We start from the raw sequence: 14,687 nt of genomic DNA on the forward strand, positions 1-14,687 counted from the left end.
ATTGTCGACAATAACCGTACCGGCCTCTTCCGGTCATTGTCGACAACGACCACCGGATTGCTACGGTGGCGGAGTGAGCTCCTCTCCGCTTCCGCCGATCCCGACCGCTTCTCGCCGCCAGCAGGTCGCCGACGTGCTGCGAGAGGCCATCACGTCCGGGGACCTCGAACCCGGACACAAGCTCACCGAGCTCGAGCTCGCGAGTCAGCTCGGGACCAGTCGTGCGCCGATCCGCGAGGCGCTCCGACAGCTGGAGCAGGAGGGGCTCGTGGTCTCCTACCCGTACCGCGGCACCGAGGTGCTCGGCGTCTCGCAGGAGGAGATCGAGAACGTCCTCGTTCCCGTCCGCCTCGCCCTCGAGCGCTTCGCCTTCGCGAAGGCGATGGAGGCGTGCACGGATGAGGATGCCGCAGGACTGGCAGCCATCATCGAGCGCATGGACGATGCGGCGTCGGCCGGCGACCTGGGTCGGCTCGCCGACGAGGACGCCCGGTTCCACGAGGCCATCGTGATCCTCTCCGGCCAGCAGCACTGCCTGCAGATCTGGCGGACGATCCAGCCCCGCGTACGCGCGTACTTCCGGCGCGATGCGTCGTTCTACAGCGACCCGCACGCCGTGGGGGCGCAGCACCGAACACTGCTCGACGCCCTGCGCGCGGGCGACCAGGACGAGGGCCGGCGCGTCATCAGCGAGCACATCCGCACGCACTTCGGCGACCCCGCGGACTCACTCCGTTCGTGATCCGCCAACGGGCCGCGCGTGCTCCGGCGGCCGCCCGACCTCGGCGACGGTGTGCCCCTCGCACTCCGCCGCCGTCACGTGCGCCCGCTCGACGCGATCCATCGCGAACCAACGTATCCCGTCGCGCAGGCGACACCATCCGATGAGGTACCAGCGGCCGCCATTCGACGCGAAAAGCACCGGCTCGACGTCGCGCGTCGTGGTGGCGCCGCTGTCGGCGGTGTAGCGGATGCGGACGACGCGCTGCTCGGCCATCGCCTGTTCGAGGGCTGATCTGACCGCACGCGAGGCGCCGGGCGCGCCGTCGACCCAGACCCGTCCGGCGAGGTCGGCCGCGTGCTTCCGGGTGCGAGGGTCGAGCACGTCCACGATCTTGCGCACGGCAGCCGATGCGAGGTCGGCGTACGGCGCGTCCGTCGCGGCCGCGACCGCGGCCATGAGCGCCACCGCCTGAGACGGCGACAGGCTGATCGGCGGGAGGGAGGATCCGGCGGCGAGCCCGTAGCCACCGCCCGGGCCGGGCCGCGACCAGATCGGCGCACCGCTGCGTTCGAGTGCATCGAGATCACGCTTGACCGTCCGAGCCGACACCTCGAACTCCTGCGCCAGACGCTCGGCCGACACACCGCGCGCCCCGCTGCGGCGCAGCGTCTCGGACAGGGCGTGCAAGCGCTCCGCGCGCTTCATCGTCGGAACCGCGTTGAATTCATGACATAGATGATGACACACTGCTGTCCAACACCCGGCGGATGCTGGTGTCATGACCGATCAGCTCACCTCTCCCCCGCTCCTCCTCGTCCCCGGCCACTGGCTGGGCGGATGGGCCTGGGACGACGTCCTGGCCCACCTCTCCCCCGCCGATGCTCGAACGAAGGCGCTCACCCTGCCGGGCCTCGACGGCGACGACCCCGCGCACGCGACGCGCACACTCGAAGACCAGGTCGACGCGATTCTCGAGACGCTGGACTCGCTCGGTGCGTCACCCGCCGACCCGGCGGTCGTCGTCGCCCACAGCGGCGCCAACGGGCCGGTGAGCATCGTCGTCGACCGGCATCCCGAACTCGTCCGGCGCATCGTATGGGTCGATTCCGGCCCGATGGCGAGCGGCTCCGCGTTCGCGCCAGGACTGCCCGAGACCGTCTCCGAACTTCCCCTGCCCCCCTTCGACGAACTCGGGCAGCAGGCGAGCCTCGCAGGGCTCGACGCCGACCACCTCGACCGCTTCCGCGACCGCGCCATGGCCGAGCCCGCGCCGGTGGTGCGCGAACCGGTGCGCCTCACGAACGATGCGCGCCATGCCGTGCCGACCACGCTGGTGTGCTGCTCGATCTCGGGCGCGCAGGTCATTCGGATGGCCGAGAGCGGTCATCCCATGTTCGCCGAGGTCACGCGGCTTCGGCACGTCGACGTCGTCGACCTGCCCACGGGCCACTGGCCGATGTGGAGCAGGCCGCGCGAGCTCGCCGACATCATCCGGGCGGAGGTCGCGCGGGGCCGCTGACGAGCGCGCGGCATCCCGATAGTCTCGGGACATCGTTCTTGGAGGGTGGTCGATCATGCGAAGCGTTCTGCGGATCTTCTCGGCCATCACGGCGGTGCTCGCTCTCGCGGTGACCGTCGGGATCGCCCACGCCGCGCCGGCGAGCGCACACGAGCAGACCCGGCGGGGCGCGGGCCCGTCGGCCGGCGCGAGCTCCGGCCCGAACCCACTCGCGCGCGGAGCCGCGCTGCCGACGTATTCGGCCGCGGCCCAAGCGGTGTCGGACGCGCGAGCTCAGGGCCGGACGGCCGAGGCCGACGCTTTCGAGGTGATCGCGAGCCGACCCACCGCGACCTGGCTCGGGGAGTGGTACAGCGACGCCGAGCTCGTACGGGTGCTCCAGGCGGAGACCGCGGCGGCGGCGGCGCAGAACAAGGTCGCGACGTTCGTCATGTACGCGATCCCCGCCCGCGACTGCTCCGCCTACTCGCAGGGCGGGCTCCCGGTCGACCGCTACGGCGCGTGGGCACGGCTCATCGCGCAGACGCTGCGCGGCACGGCATCCGCCGTCATCGTCGAGCCCGACGCCCTGGCGATGCTCGGCGACTGCGAGGGCCAGGGTCCGCGGGCGACGCTGATCGGCGACGCCGTCCGTGCCCTCACCGCGGCCGGCGTCGCCGCGTACGTCGACGCGGGAAACGCGAACTGGGTGCCGCCCGAGACGATGGCCCAGCGGTTGCGCGACGCCGGGGTGCTCGAGGGCCGGGGGTTCTCCACCAACGTGTCGAACTTCTCGCCGACGGCCGACGAGCAGCGGTACGCCGAGCGCCTGCGCGCCCTTCTGGGCGGTGCCCCGCGGTACGTCATCGACACCTCGCGCAACGGCCGCGGATGGCAGGGAACGTGGTGCAACCCGACCGGGGTGGGCCTCGGTACCCCGCCGAGCATCGGCACGGACGGCTCCGGGCTCGACGCCCTGCTCTGGGTCAAGCGTCCCGGAGAGAGCGACGGGACCTGCAACGGCGGGCCCGCCGCGGGCAGCTGGTACGAGAAAGCCGCCCTTGAGCTGGTGCGCAACCGCGCGTTCTGAGCGCCGTCGGCGACCTCAGGCGACGCCCCAGGTGACCGCGATCACCGTGACGTCGTCCTCCTGCTCGCTCTGTGCGGCACGAGCGGCGAGTTCGCTGACGACGGCGTCGATGTCGTCCCGGCCGGTGACGAAGTCGCGGTAGCGGTCGATCGAGTCCAGCGATCCGCCGAAGAGGTCGAGGACGCCGTCGCTGACGCTGATGACACTGTCACCGGGCCGCAGTGCGACCTCGTCACTGGTCCAGCCGGTGCCGACACCGATGGGGAGCTGACCCGAACGCAGGAAGAAGCTCGTGCCGTCGGCGCTCCGGACGATCGTGAGGCCATGCCCGGCATCGGCCCAGCGCAGCATCCCATCCGGGCTGATCCGCGCGTGGAAGCACGTCGTGAACTGGGTGCCGATCGTGTCGGTGGGACCCGTGTTCAGGCCGACGGCGGCGCGCCGCAGAGCCGCGGCGGGGTCGGGATCGTCGACATTGCTGCGGATGACCGTGCGGACGGCTGCGGCGATCATCCCGGGGCCGACACCCTTGCCCATGACGTCGCCGAGAGTGAAGGCTGTGCCGCCGTCGGGCGTGGCGTACCAGTCGTAGAAATCGCCGCCGACCGTCCGGGCCGGCACGCAGACCCCCGCGACGCGGAAGCGCGGCGGGAGGTCCGAGCCGTCGACCGGCTGCAACGACCGCTGCACCACGGCGGCCTGCGAAACCTCGGCCTCGGCCAGGCGCCGGTGCCATTGCGACGCCGTGAGCTTCTGCAGCGAGCGGCGCGACAGCTCGTTGACGACGGCGCCCGCTGCCGCGTAGACGAGCACAGCGATGATCAGCCGGACGAACTCGCTCACCGTGAGTACCTGGCCGGGCGCCAGCACGAGCGGCAGCAGCAGCGTGACGCAGACGCCGACGAGGGGGACGAGGATGCGCCAGCGCCCGGGCCCGGCGGCGATCCAGATCACCGGGAGCACGACGATCGCAAGGAACACGGACTGCGTGTCGCCCGTGCCGAAGCGCAGCAAGCCGATCGCGACGAAGTCGCCGATCGGGATGATCAGCTCCGCGCGCCGCAGCACCGGCCACCGCGCCATCAGAGCGCCCAGGACCAGCAGCACCACCGCGAGAGCGGCTCCCTGCCACATCCTCGTCGCGTCCGTCACGGGGAGCCAGGGCACGGCCGCACTCGCGATGGCCGCTCCGACGACGACGGTGGCGACGATCGCCTGCCGCGCGAGGTTCTCCCATGATCGGTGTCCTGTCGCCACGACCACGGGCGTCGTCTCCGCCGGGGAGACCCGGGTGTCAGGCGGGGCGTGCGTCATGCCTCCAGTCAATACGACTCCCGCCCGCTTCGGGTCGCGGAGCCATGCCTTTTGATAGCACACGCGTGCTAACATCGGCGCATTCGTCGACTCGAGAGGACTCGATCATGATTCTGGCCGCGATCATCGCCTGCGAGGTGGGGTTCTGGGTCGCGATCGTCGCCGGCCTCGTCGCCCGCTACGCCCTCAACCGCCCCCGACTCGGTGCGATGCTGCTCCTCGCAGCGCCGCTGATCGACCTGCTCCTGCTCCTGCTCGTCGCAGCGGACCTGATCGGCGGCGGGACGGCCTCCTGGCACCACGGCCTCGCCGCGCTCTACATCGGCATCTCCGTCGCGTACGGGCACCGGATGATCGCCTGGGCCGACGCGAAGGTCGCCACACATTTCCGGGGCGCGGCCCCACGCCCCGCGCTGTACGGCGCGGCGTATGCCGTCGCCTGCTGGAAGGACGTCCCGCGCACACTGCTCGCGGCGGCGATCGCTGCCTCGATCCTGGGCGGGCTCATCGTCGTCGTCGGCGACGCGGACCGCACCTCGGAGCTGCTCGGGTTCTTCCCCATTCTCGGGGTGATCGTCGGGATCGACCTGCTCTGGGCGATCAGCTACTCCCTCTGGCCCAAGCGGGCTCCCGTCGCTGCGGGATGATGTTGGCATGCCCCGCCTGATCGACCACGACCACCGCAACGACGAGATCGCTGCGGCCGCGTTCCGAGTGCTCGCCCGCGACGGGGTCGCGGCACTGTCGGTACGGCGGGTGGCGGACGAGGCGGGGATCGCGACCGCATCCCTTCGTCGCGCGTTCTCCACGCAGGATGAGCTGCGCCAATTCTGCTTGGAGCGACTGCAACAGGACGTCACGACCCGCCTGCTCGCCGTGACCGGCCAGGGCCGCGAACGCGCGATGCGCTGGATGCGTGAGCTGCTGCCGCTCGACGATTCCCGGCGTACCGAGCTGCTGGTTCAGCTCCAACTGACCCGGCTCGCACTCACCGATGACGGCTTACGAGGCCACGCCCGCGACCTGCACGACGGCGTCCATCGGGTCTGTGCCGCCGCCGTGGAGGAGCTCGCGGCCGCGGGAGAGCTCGCGTCTCACCTCGACCCGGTCCTCGAGACGGAGCGGCTGCACGCGCTCCTCGACGGGCTGGCGCTGCACCTCATCTGGACCTCGTCGATCGACACTGTCGTCAACGCCGATGAGGTGCTCGCGCGCCACCTCGACTCGCTCGCCGGGTAGCGCGTCGTCGCGCCTCAGTCGCGGGTGTCGCTCGGCGCCGGAGCGTCGGCGAACTCGTCGACGAAGAGCGAATCGCGGTCGAGGGTCTTGTTCCGGTATGCCTGCCGCCCCACCATGTGCGCCGACAGAGGAGCCGTCGCCAGCTGGATGAGCGCGACGGGGACGAGGAAGGCGACGACCGGCCACGAGTGCAGCGAGACGCCGACCGCGATGCAGATCAGGATGAAGCCGAGCACCTGCGGCTTCGTGGCGGCGTGAAGGCGGGTCGGCACGTCGCGGAAACGCAGCAAGCCGATCGCCGCCGTGAGGCACAGCAGCGCCCCGATGAGGACGAGCACGAGGGCGATGACGTCGGTGATGGTCATGATGCGTCCGTGTTGTCCTTCCGCGCGACGAAGCGCGCGATCGAGATCGAACCGAACACGCCGACCGCGGCGACGATCAGCAGCACGGGCAAGGTGCGGGTGTGATGGTTGATCGCCATCTCGGCGCCGAGCGCGCAGATGACGAGGGTCAGCAGCACGTCGGAGGCGACGGCGCGGTCGAGGATCGACGGGCCGACGATGATGCGCCACAGCGTGAGCAGCGCCGAGACGGCGAAGACGACCGAGATGACGACGATGAGCCAGGTCATGAGCGCTCCCTCCGCAGGTCCGCGAGCTGGTGCGCCTGCTCCTTCGAGCCGACTGCACGCACGATGCGCTCCTCCCAGTGCTGGATCTCGCGCCGCTGGTGCTCGAGCTGCTCCTGCGTGCGGATGCCGATGGCGTGCACGTACAGGATGCGGCGATCGCGGTCGATGTCGATGATCAGCGAGCCAGGGATGAGGGATGCCGTCACCGCGACGTGCGTCATGATCAGGTCGTCGTCGGTACGCAGCGGCACAGCGATGATCGCAGCGCCCGGCTGACGGCGCGGATCGATGACCTGCCAGGCGACCAGCAGCGATCCCTTGACGAGCGAGAGGAGGAACTCGAGGAAGAAGACGACGCCCCACCAGATGTTGACCCGACCCGACAGCTCGACCGGCGGCAGCCGGAATACACGCGTCACGAAGAGGGCCACCACGATCCCCGTCAGCGCCGCGAGCACGGTGAACTGACCCCACAGCAGCATCCACAGCGCGACCAGCCAGACGAAGAACGGCAGCTGTCGCCAGAGCGCGGTCGCGGCATTGCGCTTCGCCTCGCCCATCATCACTGCACCTCCTGCTCGAGCTGACTGATCGTGACCGGCTGCAGGAGCGATTCTCCGATGGCGGCGCACAGGTCGTACAGGGGCCCGGCGAAGACGGTCAGCGCCACGGTCACCGCGACCATTCCGGCCGTCGCGGTCGTCATGATGCGCGGGATGACGCGCTTCTCGGTCTGGACGTCGGCCCCCTCGGCATCCCCGAGGTAGGCGATGCGCGAGTCGGTCTCGCTCTCACCCTCGCCGACCTCGTCCTTCTCCCGCCAGAACGAGAGGTTCCACGCGCGCATCAGGGCGTAGAGGGTGAGGAGCGAGGTGATGATGCCCGCGACGATCAGCACGTACATCAGCGGGGTGCCCTCGTCGGCGGCCGCGTCGAAGAGCGCGTATTTGCCGATGAAGCCCGAGAAGGGCGGGAGCCCCCCGAGGTTGATCGCCGGGATGAAGTAGAGCACGGCCAGCAGCGGTGCGGCCCGCATGAGGCCCTTGACCTTCAGGATGGAGGTCGACCCCGCGCGTCGCTCCACGAGCCCCACCGCGAGGAAGAGGGTCGTCTGAACGACGATGTGGTGGACGATGTAGTAGATCGTGGCCCCGACGGCCGCCGGCGTCGCGATCGCGAGGCCGAAGATCATGTAGCCGATATGACTCACCAGCGTGAACGACAGGATGCGTTTGAGCTCGGCCTGCGCCACGGCGCCGAGCACCCCGACGATCATCGTCGCCAGCGCCACGATCAGCAGCAGCGTATTGACATCGTTGTCCTGGAAGATCTCCGTCTCGGTGCGGATGATCGCGTACACGCCGACCTTCGTCAGCAGACCCGCGAACACCGCGGTGACAGGAGCGGGGGCCGTCGGATACGAATCGGGCAGCCAGAACGACAGCGGGAAGACGGCGGCCTTGATGCTGAACGCGAGCAGCAGCAGCAGGTGCAGGACGAGCTGCGTCTCCTGGGGCAGCTCCGTCATCCGCTGCGAGAGCTGCACCATGTTGACGGTGCCGAGCGCGCCGTAGATCGCCGCGATCGCCGACAGGAACAGAATCGACGACACGAGCGAGACGACGATGTAGACGACGCCCGTGCGGATGCGCGACTCGGTCGAGCCGAGGGTGATGAGCACGTACGACGCAACGAGCAGGATCTCGAACCCGACGTACAGGTTGAACAGGTCGCCCGCGATGAAGGCGTTGAAGATGCCCGCCGAGAGGATGAGGTACGACGGGTGGAAGATCGAGACCGGCGTCTCGTCGTCACCGTCGGCGGCGCCCTGGCCGACCGAGAAGAGCAGAACCGCGAGCAGGACGACGCTCGAGACGACGACCAGCAGCGCGGCCAGCCGGTCGACGTAGAGCACGATGCCGAAGGGGATCGGCCAGCCGCCGACCGAGACCGCGATCGGCACGCCGGTGGCGTTGATGGCGTTCAGGAGCACCGCCGCGATCACGAGCGTCGCGGTGAGCGTGACGATCGAGACCCCGACCTGGATGCGGCGGCGGCGACCGAAGATGAGGGCGATCGCGGCCCCCAGCAGGGGCAGCGTCACGAGGAGGGGAACCAGGGCGCTCATCGGTCTCCTCCGGGGCGATCGGTGGGCGCGTCGTCGCGCAGCGCGTCGAAGTCGCGCGAGTGCAGCACGGTGATGGGCGAGGTCTGATCGCCGACGAAGTCGGTCGTGGCGTCGTCGTCCTCGTCGGTGATCTCCTGCTCCATCGCCTCGTCGTCTTCGGCGACACGATCACGCACGGCGAGGTCGGCCTCGTCGTCCTCGACCGTGTCGGCCTGACCGAGCTGCCAGGAACGGTAGATCAGGGCCAGCAGGAACGCCGACACCGCGAAGGTGATGACGATCGCCGTGAGCGTCAGGGCCTGCGGCAGCGGGTCGCTGAACTCCGAAGGGTCGTCGGCGGAGCCGTAGAACGGCGCGACGCCGGGCGCCCCCATGACGACGAGGAGGAACAGGTTGGCCGCGTTGCCGAGCAGCAGGAACCCGATGAGCACGCGCGTCAGGCTGCGCTCGAGCATCGCGTAGACGCCGGCGGCGAACAGGACACCCATGACGATGATGAGGATCAGCGAGACGTTCATCGGGCGAGCTCCTCTCGCTCCTTGCGCTGGCGGTCGACTTCAGCGCCCAGCGAGCGGAGCACGTCGAGGACGAGACCGATCACCACGAGATACACGCCGACGTCGAAGATCGTCGAGGTGACGAACTCGACATGGCCGAGGACCGGCAGTTCCGCTTCCCAGAACGTGCTGGTGAGAGCTGGTGCCCCGAAGAAGAGGGGGACGACCGCCGTGCCGACGGCGAGCGCCATCCCGACGCCCAGCAGCCGCCCGGCATCCGCGGGAGCCGCCGCACCGAGCTCGTACGGGCCGCCCGCGACGTAGCGCATGACGAGCGCCATGCCCGCGACGAGTCCGCCGGCGAAGCCGCCGCCCGGCAGGTTGTGGCCGGCGAACAGCAGGTAGAGCGAGACGACGATGATCGTGTGGAACAGGATGCGGACGATCACCTCGAGCATGATCGAGCGCGTCTCGGGCCGGAGCTTCTGCCCGCCCACGAGCCAGGCCTGCCGAGACGAGCCCGAGCCGGCACGCGGACGCGGGCCCTCCGCCGTCTCGACGAGCGGGCGCCGGGTGCGGAGCGCGCCGGTCGGCAGCGACGAGATCGCCCGCGAGAGCGTGTCGGAACGGTGGGTGACGAAGACGAGCGAGGCCACGCCCGTCGCCGCGAGGATGAGCACCGACAGCTCGCCCATCGTGTCCCAGCCGCGCAGGTCGACGAGGGTCACGTTGACGACGTTCTTGCCGTGGCCGATCTCGTAGGCGAGGTCGGGGAACGCGGTCGAGATCGGCTCGGCGACGCGGGCGCTGGTCGCGACGATCGCCACGAGCGCCATCGTCGCGCCGACGCCGATTCCGAGCAGCGCGCGCCCGATCGGCCAGACCGAGGCATTGTGGTCGCCCATCCGCGACGGGATGCGGCGCAGCACCAGCGCGAAGGCGATGAGCGTCACGGTCTCGACGAGGATCTGCGTCAGGGCGAGATCGGGCGCACCGGCCGAGGCGAAGAGCGCGACCATGCCGAGCCCGGTCACCGACACGAGCACGACGCCCGTGTAACGCTTCCGCGCGCGCACCGCGATGATGCCCGCGATGATCATGATCGGTGCGACGAAGACCTGCATCGGCGAGTGCCACGCGGCCAGGTCTGCCTGCCAGCCTCCGTGCGCGATGAGTGCAGTGCCCTCGGCCGCGACGAAGACGACGAAGATCGTTCCGACGTAGACCGGGAGCGACCCGCGCTGGGTCAGCGACGTCGTCCAGACCGAGGTCCGCACGATCGCACGGACCGTGCCGTTGTAGGCGTCGACCGCTGTGAAGGGAAGCCAGCGACGCTGCGTGCCGTCGCGCCGGCCGACGAACCAGAACAGCACCAGACCGGCGAGGATGCTGCCGATCGAGAGGAACAGCGCCGGCTCGAGACCGTGCCACAGAGCCAGGTGGTACTCGTAGCCGTCGGCGCCGGCCACCTCGGGCATCGTGTCGGCGTAACCCGAGAATGCGACGTCGAGCAGGGGTGCCGCGACACCGCCGACGATGGTCAGGCCGCTCAGCAGCACCGGGGCCGCGAGGAAACCGATGGGCGGGTCGGGCCACTCGGTACGGGGCAGAGTCTCGCCCGCGGCATCCTTCTTCGTGAAGAACGCCCCCCACACGAAGCGGGCGCCGTAGGCGGTGGTCAGGAGCGACCCGAGCACGATTCCGATGAGAGGCGCGAGGGCTTCGGGATCGGTGCCTCCCTCGAGCAACGACGAGAGCGCCGCCTCTTTCGCGACGAAGCCGACGGTGGGCGCGAGGCCCACCATCGAACCGATCGCGATGATCGAGAAGACCGCGAGCGTCGGCGCCTGCCGGCCCACCCCGGAGAGCTCACGGATGTCGCGAGTGGACAGCTGCCGGTCGATGACGCCGACCACGAGGAAGAGCGACGACTTGAAGAGCGCGTGACCGACGAGCAGGGCCAGACCCGCGAGAGCGGAGTTGCGCTCTCCGTAGCCCAGCACGACCGTCAGCATGCCGAGCTGGCTGACGGTGCCGAAGGCGAGGATGCGCTTGAGGTCGGATTCGCGCAGCGCCTGCAATCCGCCGAGCAGCATCGTGAAGACGCCGAGTCCGATGACCATCGGGCGCCACGGATCCTCGTGGGCGAAAGCGGGGGCGAGGCGGGCGATCAAGTAGATGCCCGCCTTCACCATCGCGGCCGCGTGCAGGTACGCGCTCACCGGCGTGGGTGCGGCCATCGCGCCCGGAAGCCAGAAGTGGAAGGGGAAGATCGCCGACTTGCTCAGGGCGCCGACGAGGGTCAGCGCGATGGCGACGTTCAGCAGCGCGCCGTCGGGGGCCGGTGACGCGACGATCGTGCTCAGGCTCGTCGTGCCGTACAGCACGACCAGCATGACGACGCCGATGAGCATCACGAGCCCGCCGAGGGTCGTGACGAGCAGAGCCTGCAGAGCCGCGCGCCGGCTCGCACCGCGGGCGTTGTAGAACCCGATCAGGAGATACGACAGGACGCTCGTGATCTCCCAGAACATCACCAGCACGACGATGTCGTCGGTCAGGACGAGGCCGTACATGGCACCGGCGAAGGCCAGCAGCACGGCGGCGAACTGCCCGACGCCGACCTTCTTGCCGTCGAAGTACCAGCGGCAGTAGATCATCACGAGCGCACCGACGCCCGTGACGATGAGCGTCATGATCCACGCGAGGGTGTCCATCCGCATCGACAGCGCGATGTCGAGCTGGGGGATCCAGGCGTATGACTCGAACGGAATGCCACCGCTCAGAACCTCAGGAGCGCGGCGGGCCGCATCGACGAACGCGGCGATGGGCAGCAGGGCTGCGACGAAGAATGCGCGGGCGCCGATCCGCTTGATCAACCACGGCAGAACCAACGGAAGAACCGCGAACGCACCGAGGAAGATCAGCAACAGGCCTCCTCTGGGCGTGGGGGGTCGTGTCATCCATCTTACCGACAGGATGACGGTCCTGCGCCCCGGGATCTAAGATTCGGCGGCGACGGGCCCCGTCGTGTTCCCGATGCGGAACGTACTGGTGAACCACTGCGAGTCGGGAGTGTCGCCGCCGAGCAGCGCAGCGACCGCCTCGCCGGCGGCGCGCCCCTTCTGCCACGCGGGCTGCACCAGAGTGGTCAGCTCGTAGGGCGCCAGGCCGTCGACGACGATGCCGTCGAAGCCGGTGATGCTCACATCGTCGGGCACCCGCAGTCCGGCTTCCTCCGCCGCGCGCAGCACGCCGACGGCGAGCAGGTCGCTCTGCGCGACGATCGCGGTCGGCCGAGGGCCGCCACCCGCGAACAGGGCGCGGCCGACCGCGGCGCCGGCGTCGATCGAGCTGTCGACGGCGGCGTAGGCCGCGGCATCCGGGAACACGTCGCGGAATCCGGCGAGCCGGTCGGCCACCACGTCGACCGAGGTGGTGCTCTCGTCGTCACGCGACAGCCAGCCCGACTCCGACCCCCACCGCACCGGCATCGTCACCGCGACGACGTTCGCGTGCCCGAGATCGCGGACGTGCTCGGCAGCCAGACGCTGCGCCTCGCGGTTGTCGAGCGCGATGCGGGGCACCCCCTCTCCCCCGTCGCCCTCGATGACGACGACCGGGATGCCGCGGGCGCGCACGCTCGCGAGGTGATCGCGCAGCAGCGCGCTGCATCCGATCAGCACGGCGGCGTCGATCGGAGCCGTCATGAGGGTCGGTTCGCCCGCGACGACGCTGCCTTCGCGCAGCAGCAGCAGGCCCGCACCGATGGGAGCGACCGCATCGGCGAGCGCATCCATCGTCGTGCGCATGACGGGGTCGCCGAAGACGCTGCCGAGTCGCCCTCCGCTGACGACGCCGATGATGCCGCTGCGTCCGCGTCGGAGCGACGCCGCGCGCGGGTCCGGCCCGAGGTATCCGAGCTCGGCTGCGGCCGCGAGGACCTTCGCCCGGGTCGCCTCGCTCACGGGCGTCTTGCCACTGAAGACGACGGATGCCGTCGACGGCGAGACCCCGGCTGCGTGTGCGACATCCGAGATGGTGGGCCGACGAGCGTTCACGCCCCGATCGTACCTGGCTGTCGTGCCACGTCGAATCGATTCGGTACGCTGACCCGGTGACCGATGTGCTCTCCCGTTCCGTCTACCTGCGCTGGCGCAACGCCGTCTTCGCGATCTTCGCCGCGAGCGGCCTGAGCATCGCCACCTGGGCGGCGCGCGTTCCCACGATCAAAGAAGACCTCGGCATCGAGAACCGCGAGATCGGACTGGCGCTGCTCGCGATGGGGATCGCCTCGATCCTCGGGCTCTCCGCGAGCTCCGTCATCATCGCCCGGCTCGGCACCCGCACCGGCATGTTCGGGGTGCTGATCACGCTGTCGATCGGCCTCGCGATCCTCGGGCTCGGCAGCGGTTTCTTCCACTCGTACGCGATGCTCATCGTCGGGCTCGCGCTGTTCGGATTCGGCAACGGATGCCTCGACGTCATGATGAACGTCGACGGTGCCGCCATCGAGACGCAGTCGGGTAAGACGATCCTGCCCCTGTTCCACGCCTTCTTCAGCTTCGGAACCGTGATCGGCGCGGGGCTCGGCGCCATCGCCGCGGGCCTGCGGATCGGCGTCGCGATCCACGCCGTCACCATCGCCGCCCTCATCGTGGTGCTTGCGATCGTCGCGATCGCGAACGTCCCCCGCCGGGCGGTCACCGACGCCGTCGCCGCCGATTCCGCGGCACCCGAAACGGCGCCCGCCGACGGTCCCGCGCCCGGCTGGCGTCAGCGCCTCGCCGTGTCGCTTTCGGCCTGGCGCGAGCCGCGGACCTACACGCTCGGCATCATCATGCTCGGCATGGCCTTCGCCGAAGGCGGTGCGAACGACTGGCTCGCGCTCGGCGTGGTCGAGCACGAGGGCGGAACCGCCGCCATCGGCGCTGCGGCCCTCACCGTCTTCAGCGTGTCGATGACCGTGGTGCGCGTCTTCGGCGGACCCCTCGTCGACCGCTTCGGCCGCGTCGCGACGCTGCGCGTGCTCGCCGTCGCCGCGACAGCCGGCATCCTGCTGTTCATCCTCGCCCCGAACCTGCCGCTCGTCTTCGTCGGCGCGGCGCTGTGGGGCATCGGGGCGTCGCTCGGCTTCCCGCTCGGGATGTCGGCCGCCGCCGACGACCCCGCCCGCGCGGCCGCGCGCGTGAGTGCCGCCGCGACGATCGGCTACGTCGCGTTCCTGTGCGGGCCGCCGATCCTCGGGTTCATCAGCGACCACATCGGCCTGCTGCCGACGCTGTTCATCCTGGTGGTGCTCGTTGCGGCATCCGGTCTCGCCTCGTCCGCCGCGAAGCCGCTGCCCGGGGCCAAGGTCGGCGCCGGGCGCCACTGACCCGTCGCGCGAGGTCCGCGCCGCTTCACCGCGCCGCGAGGTCCCAGTTTGGCGGGGTATCCCGCCGCCATTCCCCGCCCAACTGGGACCTCGGCGGAGCGGTGAAGCGGGCGGGGGCAGATGGCCTGGCGGACGCGTCGGGGTCGTGTGAGCCGAGCCGGTCCCGTCCGGTCAACAGGCTCAACC

15 protein-coding genes are annotated in these 14,687 nt (G+C 70.1%); 6 read left to right on the forward strand and 9 right to left on the reverse strand.

Features of this window, described 5'->3' with window-relative positions:
- Positions 1-73: 73 nt before the first annotated feature.
- Positions 74-742 carry a GntR family transcriptional regulator gene (locus tag C3481_RS09205; protein ID WP_052007649.1) on the forward strand — a complete coding sequence of 223 codons (669 nt, stop codon included), beginning with the start codon at positions 74-76 and terminating at the stop codon, positions 740-742.
- On the opposite strand, the gene C3481_RS09210 is transcribed toward C3481_RS09205, so the two are convergent.
- Positions 728-1,429 (reverse strand): YafY family protein, encoded by a 702-nt coding sequence (locus C3481_RS09210; RefSeq protein ID WP_103841767.1) that lies wholly within the window; start codon positions 1,427-1,429, stop codon positions 728-730. The two genes, C3481_RS09205 and C3481_RS09210, sit on opposite strands and share 15 nt — an antisense overlap.
- Before the next feature lie 73 nt (positions 1,430-1,502).
- On the opposite strand from C3481_RS09210, the gene C3481_RS09215 reads away from it, so the two are divergent.
- Both C3481_RS09215 and C3481_RS09220 read left to right on the forward strand, forming a co-directional pair.
- Entirely contained in the window at positions 1,503-2,243 is a 741-nt protein-coding gene (locus C3481_RS09215; protein WP_064955264.1) for an alpha/beta fold hydrolase, read from the forward strand.
- Between the two features lie 55 nt (positions 2,244-2,298).
- Positions 2,299-3,312, forward strand: a complete 1,014-nt coding sequence (locus C3481_RS09220; protein WP_103841769.1) for a glycoside hydrolase family 6 protein — start codon at positions 2,299-2,301, stop codon at positions 3,310-3,312.
- A gap of 15 nt (positions 3,313-3,327) precedes the next feature.
- On the opposite strand, the gene C3481_RS09225 is transcribed toward C3481_RS09220, so the two are convergent.
- Positions 3,328-4,626 carry a PP2C family protein-serine/threonine phosphatase gene (locus C3481_RS09225; protein ID WP_181021900.1) on the reverse strand — a complete coding sequence of 433 codons (1,299 nt, stop codon included), beginning with the start codon at positions 4,624-4,626 and terminating at the stop codon, positions 3,328-3,330.
- A gap of 107 nt (positions 4,627-4,733) precedes the next feature.
- Here C3481_RS09225 and C3481_RS09230 point away from each other — a divergent pair, with 107 nt between their 5' ends.
- A complete protein-coding gene (locus C3481_RS09230; RefSeq protein ID WP_023953362.1) occupies positions 4,734-5,273 on the forward strand; it encodes a hypothetical protein in 540 nt (179 codons plus the stop codon).
- Between the two features lie 7 nt (positions 5,274-5,280).
- Entirely contained in the window at positions 5,281-5,865 is a 585-nt protein-coding gene (locus C3481_RS09235; protein ID WP_103841773.1) for a TetR/AcrR family transcriptional regulator, read from the forward strand.
- 14 nt (positions 5,866-5,879) lie between these two features.
- Here C3481_RS09235 and mnhG read toward each other — a convergent pair whose 3' ends face one another.
- From mnhG to C3481_RS09270, 7 genes are all read right to left on the reverse strand, one after another.
- Positions 5,880-6,230, reverse strand: coding sequence for a monovalent cation/H(+) antiporter subunit G (mnhG, locus tag C3481_RS09240; protein WP_023953366.1), 351 nt, complete (start codon positions 6,228-6,230; stop codon positions 5,880-5,882).
- Positions 6,227-6,499 (reverse strand): monovalent cation/H+ antiporter complex subunit F, encoded by a 273-nt coding sequence (locus C3481_RS09245; RefSeq protein ID WP_023953368.1) that lies wholly within the window; start codon positions 6,497-6,499, stop codon positions 6,227-6,229. The genes mnhG and C3481_RS09245 overlap by 4 nt, the downstream gene beginning before the upstream one ends.
- Positions 6,496-7,062 (reverse strand): Na+/H+ antiporter subunit E, encoded by a 567-nt coding sequence (locus tag C3481_RS09250; RefSeq protein WP_103841775.1) that lies wholly within the window; start codon positions 7,060-7,062, stop codon positions 6,496-6,498. The genes C3481_RS09245 and C3481_RS09250 overlap by 4 nt, the downstream gene beginning before the upstream one ends.
- Positions 7,062-8,627: a Na+/H+ antiporter subunit D gene (locus tag C3481_RS09255; RefSeq protein ID WP_023953372.1), complete on the reverse strand. Its 1,566-nt coding sequence runs from the start codon at positions 8,625-8,627 to the stop codon at positions 7,062-7,064. The genes C3481_RS09250 and C3481_RS09255 overlap by 1 nt, the downstream gene beginning before the upstream one ends.
- Entirely contained in the window at positions 8,624-9,145 is a 522-nt protein-coding gene (locus C3481_RS09260) for a Na(+)/H(+) antiporter subunit C (RefSeq protein ID WP_023953374.1), read from the reverse strand. The genes C3481_RS09255 and C3481_RS09260 overlap by 4 nt, the downstream gene beginning before the upstream one ends.
- The gene (locus tag C3481_RS09265) at positions 9,142-12,054 is read right to left on the reverse strand and encodes a Na+/H+ antiporter subunit A (protein WP_023953376.1); all 2,913 of its coding nucleotides are present in this window, start codon (positions 12,052-12,054) and stop codon (positions 9,142-9,144) included. Before C3481_RS09265 ends, C3481_RS09260 begins: the two co-directional genes overlap by 4 nt.
- 72 nt (positions 12,055-12,126) lie before the next feature.
- Positions 12,127-13,185: a LacI family DNA-binding transcriptional regulator gene (locus C3481_RS09270; protein WP_103841777.1), complete on the reverse strand. Its 1,059-nt coding sequence runs from the start codon at positions 13,183-13,185 to the stop codon at positions 12,127-12,129.
- Positions 13,186-13,241: 56 nt separating this feature from the next.
- Between C3481_RS09270 and C3481_RS09275 the strand changes: the two genes are divergently transcribed.
- Positions 13,242-14,501 carry an MFS transporter gene (locus C3481_RS09275; protein ID WP_258039074.1) on the forward strand — a complete coding sequence of 420 codons (1,260 nt, stop codon included), beginning with the start codon at positions 13,242-13,244 and terminating at the stop codon, positions 14,499-14,501.
- Positions 14,502-14,687: the final 186 nt, after the last annotated feature.

Source organism: Microbacterium sp. Ru50, from assembly GCF_002920555.1.
Classification (GTDB): Bacteria; Actinomycetota; Actinomycetes; order Actinomycetales; family Microbacteriaceae; genus Microbacterium; species Microbacterium arborescens.

What these genes read in the sequence shown, in the direction of transcription:
- C3481_RS09210 (WP_103841767.1), bottom strand. Translation starts at nt 1,429, where the DNA reads ATGAAGCGCGCGGAGCGCTTGCACGCCCTGTCCGAGACGCTGCGCCGC.
- C3481_RS09215 (WP_064955264.1), top strand. Translation starts at nt 1,503, where the DNA reads ATGACCGATCAGCTCACCTCTCCCCCGCTCCTCCTCGTCCCCGGCCAC.
- C3481_RS09220 (WP_103841769.1), top strand. Translation starts at nt 2,299, where the DNA reads ATGCGAAGCGTTCTGCGGATCTTCTCGGCCATCACGGCGGTGCTCGCT.
- C3481_RS09225 (WP_181021900.1), bottom strand. Translation starts at nt 4,626, where the DNA reads ATGACGCACGCCCCGCCTGACACCCGGGTCTCCCCGGCGGAGACGACG.
- C3481_RS09230 (WP_023953362.1), top strand. Translation starts at nt 4,734, where the DNA reads ATGATTCTGGCCGCGATCATCGCCTGCGAGGTGGGGTTCTGGGTCGCG.
- C3481_RS09235 (WP_103841773.1), top strand. Translation starts at nt 5,281, where the DNA reads ATGCCCCGCCTGATCGACCACGACCACCGCAACGACGAGATCGCTGCG.
- mnhG (WP_023953366.1), bottom strand. Translation starts at nt 6,230, where the DNA reads ATGACCATCACCGACGTCATCGCCCTCGTGCTCGTCCTCATCGGGGCG.
- C3481_RS09245 (WP_023953368.1), bottom strand. Translation starts at nt 6,499, where the DNA reads ATGACCTGGCTCATCGTCGTCATCTCGGTCGTCTTCGCCGTCTCGGCG.
- C3481_RS09250 (WP_103841775.1), bottom strand. Translation starts at nt 7,062, where the DNA reads ATGATGGGCGAGGCGAAGCGCAATGCCGCGACCGCGCTCTGGCGACAG.
- C3481_RS09255 (WP_023953372.1), bottom strand. Translation starts at nt 8,627, where the DNA reads ATGAGCGCCCTGGTTCCCCTCCTCGTGACGCTGCCCCTGCTGGGGGCC.
- C3481_RS09260 (WP_023953374.1), bottom strand. Translation starts at nt 9,145, where the DNA reads ATGAACGTCTCGCTGATCCTCATCATCGTCATGGGTGTCCTGTTCGCC.